This is a genomic window from Kitasatospora sp. NPDC127060, assembly GCF_042724935.1.
GTDB lineage: Bacteria > Actinomycetota > Actinomycetes > Streptomycetales > Streptomycetaceae > Kitasatospora.
In genome coordinates this window covers 128,881-148,323 of sequence record NZ_JBHXEG010000001.1, presented here as the reverse complement: position 1 = coordinate 148,323, position 19,443 = coordinate 128,881, and the positions used below count along the sequence as shown (strand labels likewise).

The following is a 19,443-nucleotide window of genomic DNA, read 5'->3' as shown; positions in this document are numbered from 1 at the left end:
CCCCGTTCCGACCCGGAAGGACCGCCGTGGGATTCCTGGACGCCCTGTTCGGCCGCACCAAGCCCGTCAAGCCCGACCTGGACCAGCTGTTCGGCGTTCCGTCCGCCGCGCTGACCCTGGAAGCCGGGGCCGGGTTCCTCCCCACCGGGCTCGGCTCGGTCTGCTTCGCGGCCGTCGAGGGCGCGGCCTTCGTCCAGGTGGAGCAGCAGGTCCGGGCCCTGCTGGACGCCGACACCGAGCGCGGCGGCGTCCCGGTGGAGGCCTCCAAGGACGGCTACGGATACTCCTGGCTGCTCACCCGGCACACCTCCGAGGAGCTGCCGGAACTGGTGAACGACCTGCACGCGGTCAACAGTGAGCTGGAGGCGAACGGCTTCGGGCCGCAGCTGCTCTGCTCGCTGGTCGGCTTCCGCAACGCGGAGGGACAGTCGCTGGCCCTGGTCTACCTCTACAAGCGCGGCACCTTCTACCCCTTCGCCCCGATGCCCGGCGGCGGCGAGCGGCGCAACAGCCCGCTGGAGCTCCAGGTCAACGCGATGCTGGGGAACGACCTGCGGCTGGAGAAGGACCTCAGCCGCTGGTTCCCGGTCTGGGGCGCACCGGGCCTCTGACGGACCGTCCGTAGACTCGGCGGTATGCGCAGCCACCAGTACGGACCCGACCTCACCCCGCCGTGGAAGAAGCAGCAGCCGGCGCCCGAGGTGGCCGCCGAGCGGGACCTGGTGGTCGAGGAGGCGGCCACCGGCTACTGCGGGGCGGTGGTGCGCTGCGAGAAGACCGCCGAGGGGTTCACCGTCACCCTGGAGGACCGCTTCGGCAAGCACCGGGTCTTCCCGATGGTGCCGCGCGGCTTCCTGCTGGAGGGCCGGGTGGTCACCCTGGTCCGCCCGAGCGCCCCGGCCGCCCCCCGCACCCCCGCCCGCACCGCCTCCGGCTCCCTCGCCGTCCCCGGCGCCCGGGCCCGGGTCGCCCGCGAGTCCCGGATCTACGTCGAGGGCCGGCACGACGCCGAACTGGTGGAGCGGGTCTGGGGCGACGACCTGCGCATCGAGGGTGTCGTCGTCGAGTACCTCCAGGGCATCGACGACCTCCCCGCGATCGTCGCCGACTTCGCCCCCGGCCCCGGCCGCCGCCTCGGTGTCCTGGTCGACCACCTGCTCCCGGGCACCAAGGAACACCGCATCGCCGCCCAGGTCACCGGCGCGAACGTGCTGGTCGTCGGACACCCCTACATCGACATCTGGCAGGCCGTGAAGCCGTCCAGCGTCGGTATCCCCGTCTGGCCCGCCGTCCCGCGCGGCGAGGACTGGAAGGAGGGCACCTGCCGCCGCCTCGGCTGGCCGGTGGACACCCCGGCCGCCTGGAAGCGGATCCTCTCGAAGGTGAACTCCTACAAGGACCTGGAGCCCGAACTCCTGGCGAAGGTCGAGGAGTTGATCGACTTCACCGCCCTACCGGATCAGGGATAGGTCTGGAACTCCGAGCCTTCAGGGACCTCCAGGTTCTCGAAGATCCCTGTCACCCGGTCATCGATGGCGGTCATTGCGCACTCCCTCCGACGGCTGACATCACGTTAACGACTATCAGTCCACCAGGTCCCGCACGACCGCGTCCGCCAGCAGCCTCCCCTGGAGGGTGAGGGCGGCGCGGCCCTGCCGGTAGGGCTCCTCGGCGAGGAGGCCGTCGGCGAGGTGTCGGTCGGCGGCCTTCAGGCCGGTGGCGGTGAGGAGGTCCAGCGGGATGCCCTCGGCGAGGCGCAGTTCCAGCAGGATGCGCTCGACCCGGCGGTCCTCCTCGGTCAGGACCTCGCGGCCCAGGGCCGGGGTGCGGTCCTGGGCGAGGGCCTGGGCGTAGGCGGCGGGGTGCTTGGCGTTCCACCAGCGGACGCCGCCGACGTGGCTGTGGGCGCCGGGGCCGGCGCCCCACCAGTCGGCGCCGGTCCAGTAGAGCTCGTTGTGGCGGCAGCGGCCCTCGGGGGTGGTGGCCCAGTTGGAGACCTCGTACCAGGAGTAGCCGGCCGCGCTGAGCGCCTGCTCGGCGATCAGGTAGCGGTCGGCGTGCACGTCGTCGTCGATCATCGGCAGTTCGCCGCGCTTGACCCGGGCGGCCAGCTTGGTACCGTCCTCGACGATCAGCGAGTAGGCGGAGACGTGGTCCGGCCCGGCACCGATCGCGGCGTCCAGGGAGGCCCGCCAGTCGTCGTCGGACTCGCCGGGGGTGCCGTAGATCAGGTCGAGGTTGACGTGCTCGAAGCCGGCTTCGCGGGCCTCGGCCACGCAGGCCTCGGGGCGGCCGGGGGTGTGGTGGCGGTCGAGCAGCCGGAGGACGTGCGGGCGGGCGCTCTGCATGCCGAAGGAGATCCGGTTGTAGCCGCCCTCGCGCAGTTCGGTGAGGTAGGCCGGGTCGACGGACTCCGGGTTGGCCTCGGTGGTGACCTCGGCGTCCGGGGCGAGCCCGAACTCCTCGCGCAGGGCGGCGAGCATCTTCACCAGGTCGCGGGCCGGCAGCAGGGTGGGGGTGCCGCCGCCGAGGAACACCGTCCGCACCGGGAGGTCCGCGGAGCCCAGGATGCGGCGGGCCAGCCGGATCTCGGCGACCACGTTGTCCGCGTAGGTCTCCTGCGAGGCGACCGCCCCGGAGGAGCGCAGCTCGGTGGCGGTGTAGGTGTTGAAGTCGCAGTAGCCGCAGCGGCTGGCGCAGTACGGCACGTGCAGGTAGAAGCCGAACGGCCGGTCGCCCAGCCCGGTGAGGGCGTGCGCGGGCAGGGAACCGTCGGACGGCACCGGATCGCCGTCGGGGAGTGCGGAGGGCATGACCCCATTGTCCCGTACGACTCACCCGACCACGTGAGCCGTACGGGAGCGGGGGCTCAGGCCTCGTTGGCGCCCGCGTACATGGCGGTCACCGCGTCCGCGTAGGTCCGCTCGACCACCGGGCGCTTGATCTTCAGGCTCGGGGTGAGCTCGCCGTGCTCGATGTCGAGGTCGCGCGGCAGCAGGTGGAACTTCTTGATCGTCTGCCAGCGCTGAAGGTCGGCGTTGACCCGCTTGACGAAGCCCTCGATCAGCTGGTGCACGGCCGGGTCGGCGGCCAGCTCGGCGTAGCTCTTGCCGGCCAGGCCGCGCTCGGCGGCCCACGGCATCAGCACCGCCTCGTCCAGGCCGATCAGCGCGGTGCAGTAGTTGCGGCCGTTGCCGATCACCAGGATGTTGCTGACGAACGGGCAGACCGCCTTGAACTTGCCCTCGACCTCGCTGGGCGCCACGTACTTGCCGCCGGAGGTCTTGAACAGGTCCTTCTTGCGGTCGGTGATCCGCAGGAAGCCGTCGGGGCTGAGCTCGCCGATGTCCTCGGTGTGGAACCAGCCGTCCGGCTCCAGCACCTCGGCGGTCTTCTCCGGCAGGTTGTGGTAGCCGCGCATGACGCCGGGGCCGCGCAGCAGGATCTCGCCGTCCTCGGCGATCCGCACCTCGGTGCCGGGCAGCGGGCGGCCGACCGTGCCGATCCGCACGTCCTCCTTGCGGTTGACGCAGGAGCCGGCACTGGTCTCGCTCAGCCCGTAGCCCTCCAGGATCGGCACCCCGGCGCCGAGGAAGAAGTAGCCGATCTCGGGGGCGAGCGCGGCGCTGCCGGAGACCGCGCCGCGCAGCCGGCCGCCGAAGGCCGCCCGGATCTTCGCGTACACCAGCTTGTCGGCCAGGGCGTGCTGCAGCCGCAGGCCCAGCGGGGCGCTCTCGACGCCGGTGGCGATCCGGCTCTCCTGGACCGTCCGGGCGTGCTCGCGGGCGACCTTGGCGGCCCACAGGAAGATCTTGTACTTGGCGCCGCCCTCGGCCCGGGCCCGGCCGGCGATGCCGTTGTAGACCTTCTCGAAGATGCGCGGCGCCGAGGCCATCGTGGTCGGCCGGATGGCCGGCAGGTTGTGGATGATCCGGTCGACCCGGCCGTCCACCGCCATCACGTGGCCGGTGGCGATCTGGCCGGAGATCAGCGTCTTGCCGAAGACGTGCGACAGCGGCAGCCACATGAACTGGACGTCGTCGGGGCCGAGCAGGCCGCTGGCCTCCTGGGCCCGGCCCTCGTACGCCCAGCAGTCGTGCACCAGGCGCACGCCCTTGGGACGGCCGGTGGTGCCGGAGGTGTAGATGAGGGTGGCCAGCTGCTCCTTGTCGAGCGCGGCCACCGCCTTCTCGACCGCGTCCGGGTGCTGCTCCAGGTACTCGGTGCCGCGCCGTTCCAGCTCGGCGAGGGTGATCAGCTCCAGCCCGGCCGTCTCGGGCGCCTCGGCGGGGGCGTCGAAGAGGATCACGGTGCGCAGCTCGGGCAGCTGGTCGATGTGCTCGACGGCCTTGGCCAGCTGGGCGGCGTTCTCGGCGAACAGGGCCCGGGAGCCGGAGTCGGAGAGGATGAAGGCCGTCTCGTCGCCGTTGGTGCTCGGGTAGACGGTGGTGATCGCGGCGCCCGCGCACATCGCGCCGAGGTCGGTGAGGATCCACTCGACCCGGGTGGAGGAGGCCAGCGCGACCCGGTCCTCGGGCTGGATGCCGAGCGCCATCAGGCCGGCGGCCACCGCCTTGACCCGGACCGCGGTCTGCGCCCAGGTCAGCGAGCGCCACTGCTCGGCGCCCGGGGCGCCGTCCGCGGCGTGCTCGTCGACCGAGGCCGGGTAGCGGTAGGCCTCGGTGTTCGGGGTCAGGGCGACCCGCTCCAGGAACAGGTGGGCGACGGAGGCGGGACGCCCGGCGACGATGTCGGCACTGCCGGAGTCGATCAGGGACTGCGCGGAACTCAACGAGGACCTCCGGGGGCGGGTGGCCGTCTGAGGGATTGTCGCGGCGTCCGTGGGGGGCGGCCGCCGGGGCCCCGGTCAACTCGGTTGGTACCGGTCAGTAACAAGGGCGTAGTCAGCAGCCTAGGGGGAAACCGGTCATTCCGTAAGGGGGCGGATCCAGCTGGCACGCCCCCGCGGCGCCGGTGACCGGCCCGCGCAGCCGGTGACCTGGGCCGTCGGCCCGGCGGTCGGCCCGGCGATGGCAAAGGCCAGGCAAACCTCCGCCGGACAGCCCCCGAATGGCCTGTACGACGCCCTGGAACAACGAGAATTGGGGTGCGAACCCGACCGGCGACGACAAGAGTGTGCCAGTGCTGATCAGACTGCTCCGGGCGTACCTGCGCCCATATTCCCGACCGATCACCCTGCTGGTGCTCCTCCAGCTGGTGTCCACCCTCGCCGCGCTGTACCTGCCCACGCTCAACGCCGACATCATCGACCAGGGCGTGGTCAAGGGCGACACCGGCTACATCCTGCGCGTGGGCGCCGTGATGATCGGTGTCACCCTCGTCCAGGCTGTGTGCTCGATCGGCGCCGTCTACTACGGCGCCCGCACCGCGATGGCCTTCGGCCGCGACGTCCGCGCCGCCGTCTTCGACCGGGTGCAGAGCTTCTCCTCCCGGGAGGTCGGCCAGTTCGGCGCGCCCTCCCTGATCACCCGCACCACCAACGACGTCCAGCAGGTCCAGATGCTGGCCCTGATGAGCTTCACGCTGATGGTCGCCGCGCCGATCATGTGCGTCGGCGGCATCATCATGGCGCTCAACCAGGACGTCCCGCTGTCCGGACTGCTGCTCGCCGTCATCCCCCTGCTCGGCGTCGTCGTCACCCTGCTGGTCCGGGCGCTGCGCCCGAAGTTCCGCAGCATGCAGACGAAGATCGACACCGTGAACCGGGTGCTGCGCGAGCAGATCACCGGCATCCGGGTCATCCGCGCCTTCGTCAAGGACGACCACGAGCAGCACCGCTTCGGCGAGGCCAACGAGGACCTCACCCAAGTCGCCCGGCAGGTCGGCCGGCTGATGTCCGTGATGTTCCCGGCCGTGATGCTGGTCGTGAACGTCTCCAGCATCGCGGTGCTCTGGTTCGGCGCCCACCGCATCGACAGCGGCGACATGCAGATCGGCGCGCTCACCGCCTTCCTGTCCTACCTGATGCAGATCCTGATGAGCGTCATGATGGCCACCTTCATGTTCATGATGGTGCCGCGCGCCGAGGTCTGCGCCGAGCGCGTCCAGGAGGTCCTGGCCACCTCCTCCAGCGTCGTCCCGCCCGCCGCCCCGGTCACCGAACTGCTGCGCCGCGGCCACCTGGAACTGCGCGACGTCGACTTCCGCTACCCCGGCGCCGAGGCCCCGGTGCTGCGCGGCATCGAGCTCACCGCCCGCCCCGGCGAGACCACCGCCATCATCGGCTCCACCGGCAGCGGCAAGTCCACCCTGCTCGGCCTCGTCCCCCGGCTCTTCGACGCCACCTCCGGCCAGGTCCTGCTCGACGGCGTGGACGTGCGCGAGCTCTCCGCCGACGCCATCGCCGACAGCGTCGGCATCGTCCCGCAGAAGCCCTACCTGTTCACCGGAACCGTCGCCAGCAACCTCCGCTACGGTCGGCCCGACGCCACCGACGAGGAACTCTGGCACGCCCTGGAGATCGCCCAGGCCAAGGAGTTCGTCGAGAAGCTGACCGAGGGCCTGGACGCCCCGATCGCCCAGGGCGGCAGCAACGTCTCCGGCGGCCAGCGCCAGCGCCTGGCCATCGCCCGGGCCCTCGTCCGCCGCCCCGACGTCTACCTGTTCGACGACTCCTTCTCCGCGCTCGACTACGCCACCGACGCCAAGCTGCGCAAGGCCCTCGCCCGCGAGACCGCCGACGCCACCGTCCTGATCGTCGCCCAGCGCGTGTCCACCATCCGCGACGCCGACCGGATCATCGTCCTGGACGAGGGCGCCGTCGTCGGCACCGGAACCCACCACGAACTGATGGCCGACAACCCGACGTACCGGGAGATCGTGCTCTCCCAGCTCACCGAGCAGGAGGCGGCGTGACCACCCCCAAGAAGGACGCGGGCGGCATGACAACCCCCACGAAGGACGCGGGCGGCACGGCACCCTCCAAGAAGGACGCGGGCGCCGACAAGCTCCCCAGCGACTCCCAGGCCGCCGCCGCCCGCCGCGGCCCCGCCGGACCGGGCCGCTTCATGGGCGGCCAGGGCACCGAGAAGTCCATGGACTTCAAGGGCTCCGGCAAGCGCGTGCTCGGCCTGCTGCGCCCCGAACGCAAGCTGCTGCTCGGCGTCCTGGCGCTGGGCCTGCTCGGCATCGGCTGCGCCGTCACCGGCCCCAAGATCCTCGGCGACGCCACCGACCTGATCTTCGCCGGCGTCATCGGCGCCCGCTTCCAGCCCGGCGCCTCCAAGGCCGAGGTCATCGCCGGGCTCCGCGCCCACGGCGAGGGCGGCATCGCCGACCTGCTCTCCGCAGTCGACTTCACCCCCGGCCACGGCATGGACTTCGGCGCCATCGGCTCCATCCTGCTCTGGGTGCTCGGCATCTACCTCGCCTCCGCCCTGTTCGGCATCGTCCAGGGCCGCCTGGCCACCAAGGCCATCCAGTCCGCCAGCTACCGGCTGCGCCAGGACGTCGAGGCCAAGCTCGCCCGACTGCCGCTGAGTTACTTCGACAAGCAGCCGCGCGGCGAGGTGCTCAGCCGGGTCACCAACGACATCGACAACATCGGCCAGTCGATGCAGCAGACCATGGGACAGATCGTCAACTCGCTGCTCACCGTGGTCGGTGTGCTGGGGTTCATGTTCTGGATCTCCCCGCTGCTCGCCGCGATCGCCCTGGTCTCGGTGCCGCTGTCGGTGGTCGTCGCCGCCAAGGTCGGCAAGCGGGCCCAGCCGCAGTTCGTCCAGCAGTGGAAGTCCACCGGCCAACTCAACGCCCACATCGAGGAGATGTACACCGGCCACACCCTGGTCAAGGTGTTCGGCCGGCAGCGCGAGTCCGCCGAGACCTTCCGCGAGCACAACGACGCGCTGTTCCACGCCAGCTTCCGCGCCCAGTTCATCTCCGGGATCATCCAGCCCGCGATGATGCTGATCGGCAACCTCCAGTACGTGCTGGTCGCGGTGGTCGGCGGGCTGCGGGTGGCCAGCGGCTCGCTGTCCATCGGCGACGTCCAGGCCTTCATCCAGTACTCCCGGCAGTTCAGCCAGCCGCTCACCCAGGTCGCCAGCATGGCCAACCTGGTGCAGTCCGGAGTCGCCTCCGCCGAGCGCGTCTTCGAACTGCTCGACGCCCCCGAGCAGAGCCCCGAGCCGGCCATGCCGGAGAAGCCCGACACCGTCCACGGCCGGGTCGCCTTCCAGGACGTGGCCTTCCGCTACGACCCCGACAAGCCCCTCATCGAGGACCTCTCGCTCAAGGTCGAACCCGGCCAGACGGTGGCCATCGTCGGCCCCACCGGCGCCGGCAAGACCACCCTGGTCAACCTGCTGATGCGGTTCTACGAGGTCAGCTCCGGCCGGATCACCCTCGACGGCACCGACATCGCCGCGATGTCCCGCGAGGACCTGCGCTCCGGCATCGGCATGGTCCTCCAGGACACCTGGCTGTTCGGCGGCACCATCGCCGACAACATCGCCTACGGCGCCGGCTCCGCCACCCGCGAGCAGGTCGTCGAAGCCGCCCGGGCCGCCCACGTCGACCGCTTCGTCCGCACCCTCCCCGACGGCTACGACACCGTCATCGACGACGAGGGCACCGGCGTCAGCGCCGGCGAGAAGCAGCTGATCACCATCGCCCGGGCCTTCCTCGCCCAACCGTCGATCCTCGTCCTCGACGAGGCCACCAGCTCGGTCGACACCCGCACCGAAGTCCTCATCCAGCGGGCCATGGCCCGACTGCGCACCGGCCGCACCAGCTTCGTCATCGCCCACCGCCTCTCCACCATCCGCGACGCCGACGTCATCCTCGTCATGGAGAACGGCTCCATCGTGGAACAGGGCTCCCACGACGAGCTGATCGCCGCCGACGGCGCCTACGCCCGGCTCTACCAGGCGCAGTTCGCGGAGGCCGTGGCCGAGGTGGACTGATCCGTCCTCACGTGACGAGCCGGGGCGGACCCACCGCCCCGGCTCTTCGCTTTCCCCTCCACGGGCGCTACCTTGGCCCCCGTGACCGCACAGCCCGCCGCCACCGCCCAGGCCCCGGACGCCTTCGAGGCGAACCGCCGCTACCTCGGCTCGGTGGCCTACCGGCTGCTCGGCTCCCTCGCCGACGCCGAGGACGTCCTCCAGGACGCCTGGCTGCGCTGGCGCGGCACCGACCGCGGCGCCGTCGACGACCCGCGCGCCTTCCTCACCACCGTGGTCACCCGGCTCTGCTACGACCAGCTGGGCTCCGCCCGGGCCCGCCGCGAGGCCTACTACGGCGAGTGGCTGCCCGAGCCGTCCGTCTCCTACGCGGACGGCCCGGACTCCCCCGCCGACCTGGCCGAACGCGGCGAGTCCGTCTCGCTCGCCCTGCTCGCCGTCCTGGAACGGCTCACCCCGGCCGAACGGGCCGCCCTCGTCCTGCACGACGTCTTCGCGGTCGGCTTCGACGACATCGCCGCCTCCCTGGACCGCACCCCGGACGCCACCCGCCAGCTCGCCTCCCGGGCCCGTCGCCGGCTCAAGGACGGCGGCCGGCCCACCGGCGGCACCGACCCGGCCGCACACCGCCGGGCCGTCGAGGCGTTCGCCTCCGCCAGCACCAGGGGCGACATCCTCGGCCTGATGGAGATCCTCGACCCGGACGTGGTCTGGCACGCCGACGGCGGCGGCATCGTCCGCGCCGCCGCCCGCCCGGTGCACGGCGCCGACAAGGTGGCCCGCCTGGTGGCCGGCCTGGTCGAGAAGTGGTTCACCCCCGAGTTCGCCCTCGGCCCCGCGACGGTCAACGGCGAGCCCGGCCTGGTCTGGTACGAGAAGGCGACCGGCACCGTCGGCGGCGTGGTGGCCTTCGCCCTGGCCGGCGGGCGGATCGCCGAGGCGTACGTCGTGGTCAACCCCGAGAAGCTCGCCCGGATCGCCCCCGTCCAGGTGTGACGCAGGACACCGTCACACCCCGGCCGGCCACGTCGTCCCCTTCCCGAACAGCGCTCCACCGGAGCGCCCTCGCAAGGAGGCGGACGAGATGAGCAGCACCACCAGCACCGACCGGCGGATCGTCGTCCTGGGCGCCGGGTACGCCGGCCTCACCGCGGCCAAGGGCGCCGGACGGCACCGCGCCGTCACCCTGGTCGCCCCCGAGGAGCGGCTCCAGCACCGCGTCCGCCAGCACGAGACGGCGGCCGGCCGCGGCCGCGACTGGCCCGCCCTCGGCGACCTCGCCCGCGGCCGCCGGATCGAGCACCACCGGGCCCGGGCCGTCGAACTCGACCCGGCCGGGCACCAGGTCCTGCTGGACGACGGCACCACCCTCGGCTACGACACCCTGGTCTACGCCCTCGGCAGCCGCACCGCCTGGCACGGCGTCCCCGGCGCCGCCGAGCACGCCCACCCCGTGGAGCGCGCCCACGAGGTGCGGCGCCTGATCGACGGGGCCGGGCGCCCCGGCACCCTCGCCGTCGTCGGCGGCGGCGCCACCGGCATCGAACTGGCGGCCGAACTCGCCGAGGCCCACCCCGGCTGGCGGGTGCGGCTCGTCTCGGCCGGACAGGTCGGCGGCTGGCTCTCGCCGCGCGGCCGGGCCCACGTCCGGCGAGTCCTCGACCGGCTCGGCGTCGCCGTCCACGAGAACGCCACCGTCACCGAGGTCACCCCCGACGGGCTGCGCACCGGCGCGGGACCGATCGACGCCGAGCTCACCGTGTGGGCCGCCTCGATGGAACCCCACCCGCTGGCCGCCCGGGCCGGACTGGCCGTCGACGACCGCGGCCGCGCCCTGGTGGACGACCACCTGCGCTCGCTCTCGCACCCCGACATCCACGTGGTCGGCGACGCCGCCGCCGTCACCGTCCCCGGCGTCGGCACCCTGCGGATGGGCTGCGCCACCGCGCTGCCGCAGGGCAGGTACGTGGGCCGACTGCTCGACGGGCGCACCTCGGAGCCGTTCTCGTTCCGGTACGTGGCGCAGTGCCTCAGCCTCGGCCGGCGGGACGGGCTGCTCCAGCTGGTCCGCCCCGACGACGCCATGAAGCCCACGGTGTTCACCGGCACCGCGGGGCGGCTGGCCAAGGCCGGGATCGTCACCGGCGTGCTGGCCACGCTGAAGTAGCCCGGACACGCGGAAGCAGTACCGGACACGCGGAAGGGCCCGGACACGCGGAAGGGCCCGGACACGCGGAAGGGCCCGGGCGGATGCCCGGGCCCCTCGCCGCATGCCGCTCGCGGCTACTTCTTGTCCTTCGGCCCCTCGGCGTCCGTGGACAGCGCGGCGATGAAGGCCTCCTGCGGGACCTCCACGCTGCCGACCATCTTCATCCGCTTCTTGCCTTCCTTCTGCTTCTCCAGCAGCTTCCGCTTGCGGGAGATGTCACCGCCGTAGCACTTGGCGAGGACGTCCTTGCGGATGGCGCGGACCGTCTCACGGGCGATCACCCGGGAGCCGATGGCGGCCTGGATCGGCACCTCGAACTGCTGGCGCGGGATCAGCTTCTGCAGCTTTCCGGCCATCATCACGCCGTAGCTGTAGGCCTTGTCCTTGTGCACGATCGCGGAGAACGCGTCCACCGGGTCGCCGTGCAGCAGGATGTCGACCTTGACCAGCTGGGCGCTCTGCTCGCCGATGGGCTCGTAGTCGAGCGAGGCGTAGCCGCGGGTCTTGGACTTCAGCTGGTCGAAGAAGTCGAAGACGATCTCGGCGAGCGGCAGGGTGTAGCGCAGCTCGACCCGGTCCTCGGACAGGTAGTCCATGCCCTGGAGGTTGCCGCGACGCGACTGGCAGAGCTCCATGATCGCGCCGACGAACTCGTTCGGCGCCAGGATGGTGCCGCGCACGACCGGCTCGTAGACCTCGGAGATCTTGCCGGACGGGAACTCGCTCGGGTTGGTGACGGTGTGCTCGGTGCCGTCCTCCATCACCACCCGGTAGACCACGTTCGGGGCGGTGGAGATCAGGTCGAGGTTGAACTCGCGCTCCAGGCGCTCCCGGATGATCTCCAGGTGCAGCAGGCCGAGGAAGCCGCAGCGGTAGCCGAAGCCGAGCGCGACCGAGGTCTCCGGCTCGTACACCAGGGCGGCGTCGTTGAGGCGCAGCTTGTCCAGGGCGTCGCGCAGCAGCGGGTAGTCCGAGCCGTCCAGCGGGTACAGGCCGGAGAACACCATCGGGCGCGGGTCCTTGTAGCCGCCGAGCGGCTCGGTGGCGCCCTTGTGCATCGAGGTGATCGTGTCACCGACCTTGGACTGCCGGACGTCCTTCACACCGGTGATGATGTAGCCCACCTCGCCGACGCCGAGGCCGTCGGCGACCTTCGGCTCCGGCGAGATGACGCCGATCTCCAGCAGCTCGTGGGTGGCGCCGGTGGACATCATCGCGATGCGCTCGCGCTTGGTGAGCTGACCGTCCACCACACGGACGTAGGTGACCACGCCGCGGTAGGAGTCGTACACCGAGTCGAAGATCATCGCGCGGGCCGGGGCGTCCTTGACGCCGACCGGGGCCGGGACGGTGTTGACGATGTGGTCCAGCAGGTCCTCGACGCCGAGACCGGTCTTGGCGCTGACCTGGAGCACGTCGGAGGGGTCGCAGCCGATGATGTGGGCGATCTCGGCGGCGTACTTCTCCGGCTGGGCGGCCGGCAGGTCGATCTTGTTGAGGACCGGGACGATCGTGAGGTCGTTCTCCAGCGCCAGGTACAGGTTTGCGAGGGTCTGCGCCTCGATGCCCTGGGCCGCGTCGACCACCAGGATGGTGCCCTCGCAGGCCGCGAGGGAGCGGGACACCTCGTACGTGAAGTCCACGTGGCCGGGGGTGTCGATCATGTTGAGGATGTGCGTCGTCCCGGCGTCCGGCCCGGTCTTGGGGGCCCACGGCAGACGGACCGCCTGCGACTTGATGGTGATGCCGCGCTCACGCTCGATGTCCATGCGGTCGAGGTACTGGGCGCGCATCTGCCGCGGGTCGACCACGCCGGTGATCTGCAGCATCCGGTCTGCGAGCGTCGACTTGCCGTGGTCGATGTGGGCGATGATGCAGAAGTTGCGGATCAGCGCCGGGTCGGTACGGCTGGGCTCTGGCACATTGCTGGGGGTCGCGGGCACCTTGGTCCGATTCTCCGTTGGTCCGGGGCCGGGGGTGTCCGGATCATCGCTGACCGGCTATCCCGGGGACCGGACAGTCTCGTCCGATCGAAATAGTTCCTCCCATCCTCCCACGACTGGGACCCGGGACGCCGTTCGGGCACCTCACAGCCTTCCGCGACCCCGGTGCGGGGCGGCAGGATGGCCCGTCATGATCCTCGAAAGCGCCCTGCTCGACGTCCTGCCAGGCCGGGAGGACGAGTTCCTCGCCGCCTTCGCCGAGGCCCGCCCGCTGATCGCCGTCCAGCACGGCTTCCGCTCCCTGGAACTGCGCCGCTGCCTGGACGAGGGGCGCGGCTCGCGCTTCCTGCTCCAGGTGGAGTGGGAGACCCTCGCCGACCACACCGAGGGCTTCCGCGGCTCGGCCGAGTACCTGCGGTGGCGCGAACTGCTGCACCGGTTCTACCGGCCGTTCCCGGAGGTCGAGCACTACGGGGAGCCGGTGCTGAGCGCCTAGCCGGGCCCGGACCGCGGGCGGTCCGGCGGTCGGTGCCACGACCGGGCCGGCGGTCGGGCCGGCGGCCGGTTTGGGGCGGGTGGCGGGCCCCTGGTAGCGTGGGCTGCTGCACCTGGCCCCGGCATGCCCTCTCAGCTGGTCCGGCGGCCACCCGGGTGCAGACCTCCCCAGCCTCCGGCCGGGGGGAACCCAGAACCCGTTCAGACAAGACTGAGGCTCTTTCGTGGCGAACATCAAGTCCCAGATCAAGCGCAACAAGACCAACGAGAAGGCGCGCCTGCGCAACAAGGCCGTCAAGTCCTCGCTGAAGACCGCCCTGCGCAAGGCCCGCGAGGCCGCTGCCGCCGGTGAGACCGAGAAGGCCGCCGTGCTGGCCCGCGCCGCCTCCAAGGCGCTGGACAAGGCCGTGAGCAAGGGCGTCATCCACGCCAACCAGGCCGCCAACAAGAAGTCGGCCATCACCAAGCGCGTCAACACCGCCGTCCAGGCCTGACGCCCCCGGGGGCTGCACGCCCCCACCGCCCCGGAGCGACCCGGCCCTCTACCCGGAACTCCGAGGCGTGCGAGACTCGCATCGTACGCGGCCTGCGTTCGCCACGCGGGTGCGGTGCACAACAGCTTCAGCTGTACGACAGGCGCCGTGATCGGCCTCCTCCGGGAGGCGGACCACGGCGCCTGTCGCGTTCCACCCGCCGGCCGCTATGGTCGATCACGCGCGACCGTGGGTGCGGGGAGCACCCTCGGTGCCGGTCCACAGGGGGGACTTCCATGACGACGCCACCACCACCGCCGCCGTCCTCGGCACCGCACGGACCGGGGCCGGCGCCCGGGTACGGGTTCCCGCAGCAGCCGGGGGTTCCGGGTCCGCCGGGGGCCGGGACTCCCGTACCGGGGGCGGCGGGGCCGGTCGTGGGCGGGTTCGGGCCGCCGACCGGGCTGCCGGGTGCACCGGGGCTTCCGGGTGCACCGAGCGCGCCGGGTGGCGGCGCGGTGCCGCGGAAGGGCGCGAACCTGCGCCGAAACGCCGTCTGGGCCTTCGTCGGCGCGCTCCTCGCCTCGGCCGGCTGGACCACCGCCGTGCTGGCCGTCCCGGACCTGGTCAGCAGCGACTCCTCGCCGCGCAGCCTCGGCAACTACCACCTCTCCGACGACTTCTGCGCCACCGCGAAGCCCTCCCGGCTGCTGGAGACGTACTCCGTCACCACCGATGCCAACTCGCCGTCCCACCACACCGACCGGAACCCGGCGCTGGACAGCATGAACTGCTCGATGTCGCTCAAGCGGACCGGCGGCAACAGCGACAGCGAGTTCGCCTCCGTCTACATCCGCGCCGACCTGCACAAGGCCGTCAACCCCGGGCCCGAACTCAAGGCCAACAAGGAGCTCTACCGGGCCCGGGGCTACCAGGTCACCGACATCAGCGGGATCGGCGACGAGGCCTACTTCCTCTACAAGGACGACGGCTCGTCGACGTACCACAGCCTCTACGCCGAGATGGACATCCGCGACGGCGGGATGACCTTCTACCTCACGTACAACGCCAGTTACACCCAGGGGAAGAGCACCCCACCGTCCATGACCGAACTCCGCAACGACCTGCAGGCCGACGCGGACAACGCCGTACGGGCCATGCGGAAGTAGCCGCCGTAGCGGCCTGGGGGCCGGGGGGCCGGGGGGCCGGGGGTCTGGGGGTCTGGGACGGTCAGTAGGACGGGCGGGAGCCGGCCCGGGCGGCCTTGGCGACGGCGACCACCGCGCGCTCCAGGGCGTAGGCCGGGTCGGCCGAACCGCCCTTGACGTCGGCGTCGGCCCGGGCGATGGCCGTCAGCGCGGTGGCCACCGCGTCGCCCGTCCAGCCGCGCATCTGCTGGCGGACCCGGTCCACCTTCCACGGTGGCATGCCCAGCTCGCGGGCCAGGTCGGCCGGGCGCATGTTCCGCCCGGTCGTCGCCAGCCGCCCGATGCTGCGCACACCGGAGGCCAGCGCGTAGGTGATGCCGGTCGGCGGCTGGCCGACGGCCAGCGCCCAGCGCAGCCGCTCCAGCGCCTCCGCCGCCCGGCCGGTGACGGCCAGGTCGGCCACCTCGAATCCGGTCGCCTCGGCCCGGCCGCTGTAGTAGCGGGCCACCACCGTGTCGTCGATCGCGCCCTCGACGTCCGAAGTCAACTGACTGCAGGCGGCGGCGAGTTCGCGCAGATCACTGCCGAGCGAGTCCAGCAGCGCCTGGCAGGCCTCCGGGGTAGCGGAGCGGCCCAGGGCACGGAACTCGCCCTTGACGAAGGCCAGTCGCTCGCTCGCCTTGGCCAGCTTGGCGCAGGCCACCTCACGCCCACCCGCTTTGCGGCCGGCGTCCAGCAGGCCCTTGCCCTTGGCCCCGCCGGCGTGCACCAGCACCATGATCACTTCTTCGGCCGGGGCCTCGATGTACGCCTTGACCTCCTTCACGGAGTCGGCGGAGAGGTCCTGCGCGGCCCGGACCACGATCACCTTGCGCTCGGCGAACAGCGAGGGCGTGGTCAGCTCGGCCAGGCTGCCGGGCTGCAGCGCGCCGGGCGGCAGGTCCCGCACGTCGGTGTCCGGGTCCGCCGCCTTCGCCGCGGCCACCACCTGGGCGACCGCGCGGTCCAGCAGCAGCTCCTCCTGGCCGACCGCGAGGGTCAGCGGGGCGAGCAGGTCGTCGGGTGCACTCTTCCTGGCCATCGCCTACCAGCATCCCACGCGCCGCGGACACTCCCGCCCGACGGCCGAGGCCGACCGGGGCGGGGCACGACGAGGGCGCGCCCGGGGCGGGACCGATCTGGGGCGCGACGGGGGCGGGGCGACAGGGGACCCGACTGCCCGGCCCCTACCGCCAGACCACCGGGCCCGCCCTGGAGAATGACCCGGTGACCGAGAACCACACCACCGACTTCCCGGACGTCGGCGACCCGTTCGTCCGCCAGCTGCTCGTCCTGCCCGACCGCGACACCGCCGACGAGGCCGCCGAGGAACTCTCCGCCGCCCACCCCGACCTCGGCGACCTGGAGATCGTCCGCGACGCCCTGGCCGGCGAGGACGACGCCGAGGACGCCCAGTGGCTGGTCGTCCTCGACCCGCCGTCCGACGGATGGACCCCGGCCCTCCTGCACGCCCTCGACACCCTGGCCACCTCGTACGAGGGCTGGCGCGAGGAGGCCTGACCGGGCTCGCCGCCCGCCCGTGGAGCCGGGGGTCCGGATGTCCGGATGTCCGGATGTCCGGATGTCCGGATGTCCGGATGTCCGGATGTCCGGATTCGGGGGGTCCGGGGTGGGGGGCCGGGGTCGGGATGTTCAGCGCGGGAGTCAGCGCGGGAGCACCCAGTCCGGCCGCCACGTCCCGGCGGCGTCATGGGCGGGCGTCGCCGCGGCCAGGTAGGCGCGGAGGGTGGCCAGGGCCGGGTGGGGGTTGTCCCGGTGCCACAGCAGCGAGTGCGGGTAGACGAGCGTCGGGTCCGTCACCGGGATGCGGCGCAGACCGTGCCCGGCCGGCCAGACCAGGCGGGTGCGCTCGCTCATGAAGGTCGCCAGGGCCGGGGTGTCGGCGACGGTGTCCAGGAGCGCGTCGGAGCCGAAGTTCGGGCCGGTCGCCTCGATGGTGAGGCCGAACTCGGCGACGAGGTCGTCGTAGTAGGCGGCCCACTCGGTGCCCGGAGCGATGCCGGGCATCCAGATCCGGTGCCCAGCGAGCTGGGCGACGGTCACCGAACGGGCGCCTGCCAGCGCGTGGGCTGGTCCGGTGAGGAGCTGCAGCGGCTCGTCGAGCACCCGGACGGACTCGACGTCCTCCGGGAACGGCCGGCCGGGCGCGGCCACCGCGCGGAAGGACGCGTCGATCGCCCCCGAGCGGATCGCGGTGACGGCCGCCTAGACGTCGAACAGCATCACCACGTCCAGATCGACCTCGGGGTGCGCGCGGTGGAAGTCCCGCATAAGCCCCGAGCCCGCGCCGCGCGAGGCGATGATGTCGACCCGCAGCGGTCGGCGGCCGGTGCGCACCGAGGCCACCGCGCGCTCGGCGGCCCGCAGCAGATCCCGGGCGTGCGGCAGGAACGCCTGCCCGTCGATGGTGAGTTCGGCACCGCGCGGGGTGCGGGTGAACAGCCGCACCCCGAGATCCCTCTCCAGCGTGGCGATGCGCTTGGAGACGGCCTGCTGAGTGATCGACAGATCGGCGGCGGCCTTCTGGAACTGGCCGGCGTCCGCGGCGGCGGCGAAGGTGCGTACGGCTTCGAGGTCCACGTCGGCCCACCTTAGTGAACAACGAATGGTTGTACGGAGACCGGATGGCGGTTGTTTGACCTGCGGTAACGCGGCTCGATTAGCTCTCACCGGTCAACGTCGGATTGTGCGGATGAGATACCGAGGGAGCACGCCGGACATGCGGGGTGTAGTGGGCAGGAGACCGCTCGGGCAGGGGTTCGGTTGGCTGTGGGCGGCGTACGCGGTGAGCGCGTACGGCTCCGGGCTGGGCTTCGGGGCGCTCCCGCTACTGGCCGTCCTGGTGCTGCACGCCGGGCCGGCCGAGGTCTCCGCGCTCTCCGCGGTGGGGCCCGCGATGGGCGCGCTGATCGCGGTACCGCTCGCGCCCTGGGTGGAGTTCCGGCGCAAGCGCCCGGTGATGATCGCCATGGACCTCGCCCGCTTCGCCGCCATGGCGACGATCCCCCTCGCCTACGCCCTCGGACGGCTCGGCTTCGTCCAACTCCTCGTCGTCTCGGCCGTGGTCGCCGCCGCCAAGATCGCGTTCAACGCCGCCAGCGGCGCCCACCTCAAGGCCCTCGTCCGGCCCGAGGACCTGCTGGTGGCCAACGCCCGCTTCGAGTCCACCAACTGGAGCTCCATCGCGATCGGCCCCCCACTGGGCGGCGCGGCCATCGGCCTCTTCGGGCCCGTCACCACCGTGATCGCCGACGCGCTCAGCTACCTGCTCTCCGCCCTGGGCATCACCGCCATCCGCGACCGGGAGGAACCTCCCCGACCGGCCGCCGTCAGCCCGGCACGGGCGGGCGGCGAAAGCCCGGCACGGGCGGGCGCGCTGCTCGACGGCTGGCGGCACATCCTCGGCGACCCCGCCCTGCGGGCGCTCTACCTCAACAACCTGCTCGTCGGCGGGCTGATCATGGCCACCGAACCGGTGCTGGCCGTCCTCATGCTGCGCCAACTCCACTTCCAGCCCTGGCAGTACGGCCTCGCCTTCGCCGCCCCCTGCCTCGGCGGACTCATCGGCTCCCGACTGGCCCGGCGCGTCGTGGCCCGCCACGGCCGGCACCGGGTCTTCCGGACCGTCGGCACCCTGCGCGCCGTCTGGCTGATCGGCCTGGTCCTCGTCCGCCCCGGCATCGTCGGCCTGCTCACCGTGATGGCCGTCGAGCTGGCGATCATCGTCAACATGAGCCTCTACAACCCGGTGCTCGCCACCTACCGGCTCGAACGCACCCCCAAACACCTCCTCGCCCGCACCCTCTCCGCCTGGTCCATCGGCCAACAGGCCGCCATCGCCACCTGCACCGCCCTCGGCGGCCTCCTCGCCGCCACCACCGACCCACGCACCGCCCTCGCAGTCGCCGGCCTGCTCATCCTGGCCACCCCGCTCCTCCTCCCCCGCCACACCCACTCACCGAGCCCGCAACCCTCGCACGCCACCTCCTGACCGCCCCTTCCGCCCGGACCCGCCAAGTCGTCCATGCGCCCTCCGCGGCCTTCAACCGCGACGTGCAGTCGGGAACGCTGCTCCACCCGGTGCGGAAGGAGGACCCTCTTGGGGCGGCGGAAGCGGGCGCCCCGGACGAGCCCCCATATTAATTAACCCGCCCGCCCCCCACCCCCCCACCCGCACCCCCCACAACC

Annotated in this window: 15 protein-coding genes and 1 pseudogene; 11 read left to right on the top strand and 5 right to left on the bottom strand. The window is 72.2% G+C overall.

Translation table 11 applies throughout. From position 1 onward, the window contains the following. Positions 1–26 precede the first annotated feature (26 nt). Both ACFWIS_RS00600 and ACFWIS_RS00595 read left to right on the top strand, forming a co-directional pair. Entirely contained in the window at positions 27–611 is a 585-nt protein-coding gene (locus ACFWIS_RS00600; protein ID WP_380455484.1) for a hypothetical protein, read from the top strand. A gap of 24 nt (positions 612–635) precedes the next feature. After that, on the top strand, positions 636–1,469 hold the full coding sequence (locus ACFWIS_RS00595) for a DUF3097 domain-containing protein (protein WP_380455486.1): 834 nt from the start codon (positions 636–638) through the stop codon (positions 1,467–1,469). A 114-nt stretch (positions 1,470–1,583) separates the two neighbouring features. Here ACFWIS_RS00595 and hemW read toward each other — a convergent pair whose 3' ends face one another. Together hemW and ACFWIS_RS00585 are read right to left on the bottom strand one after the other, a co-directional pair. Continuing rightward, positions 1,584–2,813: a radical SAM family heme chaperone HemW gene (gene hemW, locus ACFWIS_RS00590; RefSeq protein ID WP_380455488.1), complete on the bottom strand. Its 1,230-nt coding sequence runs from the start codon at positions 2,811–2,813 to the stop codon at positions 1,584–1,586. 56 nt (positions 2,814–2,869) lie between these two features. After that, positions 2,870–4,792 (bottom strand): AMP-dependent synthetase/ligase, encoded by a 1,923-nt coding sequence (locus ACFWIS_RS00585; protein ID WP_380455490.1) that lies wholly within the window; start codon positions 4,790–4,792, stop codon positions 2,870–2,872. A gap of 350 nt (positions 4,793–5,142) precedes the next feature. Between ACFWIS_RS00585 and ACFWIS_RS00580 the strand changes: the two genes are divergently transcribed. The 4 genes from ACFWIS_RS00580 to ACFWIS_RS00565 all read left to right on the top strand — a co-directional run bounded on the left by ACFWIS_RS00580 (position 5,143) and on the right by ACFWIS_RS00565 (position 11,094). Then, complete coding sequence (locus ACFWIS_RS00580; protein WP_380455492.1) at positions 5,143–6,876, top strand: ABC transporter ATP-binding protein; 1,734 nt, start codon at positions 5,143–5,145, stop codon at positions 6,874–6,876. A 26-nt stretch (positions 6,877–6,902) separates the two neighbouring features. Beyond that, positions 6,903–8,927 carry an ABC transporter ATP-binding protein gene (locus ACFWIS_RS00575; RefSeq protein WP_380455514.1) on the top strand — a complete coding sequence of 675 codons (2,025 nt, stop codon included), beginning with the start codon at positions 6,903–6,905 and terminating at the stop codon, positions 8,925–8,927. 81 nt (positions 8,928–9,008) lie between these two features. Then, positions 9,009–9,923: an RNA polymerase sigma factor SigJ gene (sigJ, locus tag ACFWIS_RS00570; protein ID WP_380455493.1), complete on the top strand. Its 915-nt coding sequence runs from the start codon at positions 9,009–9,011 to the stop codon at positions 9,921–9,923. 88 nt (positions 9,924–10,011) lie between these two features. After that, entirely contained in the window at positions 10,012–11,094 is a 1,083-nt protein-coding gene (locus tag ACFWIS_RS00565) for an NAD(P)/FAD-dependent oxidoreductase (RefSeq protein WP_380455495.1), read from the top strand. A gap of 116 nt (positions 11,095–11,210) precedes the next feature. Here the strand turns inward: ACFWIS_RS00565 and lepA are convergent, their stop codons facing one another. Next, the gene (gene lepA, locus ACFWIS_RS00560) at positions 11,211–13,079 is read right to left on the bottom strand and encodes a translation elongation factor 4 (protein ID WP_380455497.1); all 1,869 of its coding nucleotides are present in this window, start codon (positions 13,077–13,079) and stop codon (positions 11,211–11,213) included. A 190-nt stretch (positions 13,080–13,269) separates the two neighbouring features. Here lepA and ACFWIS_RS00555 point away from each other — a divergent pair, with 190 nt between their 5' ends. The 3 genes from ACFWIS_RS00555 (at position 13,270) to ACFWIS_RS00545 (ending at position 15,216) form a co-directional block, all read left to right on the top strand. Next, positions 13,270–13,575: an antibiotic biosynthesis monooxygenase family protein gene (locus ACFWIS_RS00555; protein WP_380455499.1), complete on the top strand. Its 306-nt coding sequence runs from the start codon at positions 13,270–13,272 to the stop codon at positions 13,573–13,575. Positions 13,576–13,798: 223 nt separating this feature from the next. Next, a complete protein-coding gene (rpsT, locus tag ACFWIS_RS00550) occupies positions 13,799–14,068 on the top strand; it encodes a 30S ribosomal protein S20 (RefSeq protein WP_045938443.1) in 270 nt (89 codons plus the stop codon). Between the two features lie 497 nt (positions 14,069–14,565). Beyond that, positions 14,566–15,216, top strand: a complete 651-nt coding sequence (locus ACFWIS_RS00545) for a hypothetical protein (RefSeq protein ID WP_380455501.1) — start codon at positions 14,566–14,568, stop codon at positions 15,214–15,216. 61 nt (positions 15,217–15,277) lie between these two features. On the opposite strand, the gene holA is transcribed toward ACFWIS_RS00545, so the two are convergent. Further along, positions 15,278–16,276: a DNA polymerase III subunit delta gene (gene holA / locus ACFWIS_RS00540; RefSeq protein WP_380455503.1), complete on the bottom strand. Its 999-nt coding sequence runs from the start codon at positions 16,274–16,276 to the stop codon at positions 15,278–15,280. A 185-nt stretch (positions 16,277–16,461) separates the two neighbouring features. Between holA and ACFWIS_RS00535 the strand changes: the two genes are divergently transcribed. Next, positions 16,462–16,755: a hypothetical protein gene (locus ACFWIS_RS00535; RefSeq protein WP_380455505.1), complete on the top strand. Its 294-nt coding sequence runs from the start codon at positions 16,462–16,464 to the stop codon at positions 16,753–16,755. A 144-nt stretch (positions 16,756–16,899) separates the two neighbouring features. On the opposite strand, the pseudogene ACFWIS_RS00530 reads toward ACFWIS_RS00535, so the two are convergent. Then, positions 16,900–17,835: pseudogene (locus tag ACFWIS_RS00530) on the bottom strand (LysR family transcriptional regulator). Positions 17,836–17,974: 139 nt separating this feature from the next. Between ACFWIS_RS00530 and ACFWIS_RS00525 the strand changes: the two are divergent. Further along, a complete protein-coding gene (locus ACFWIS_RS00525) occupies positions 17,975–19,246 on the top strand; it encodes an MFS transporter (protein WP_380455507.1) in 1,272 nt (423 codons plus the stop codon). Positions 19,247–19,443: the final 197 nt, after the last annotated feature.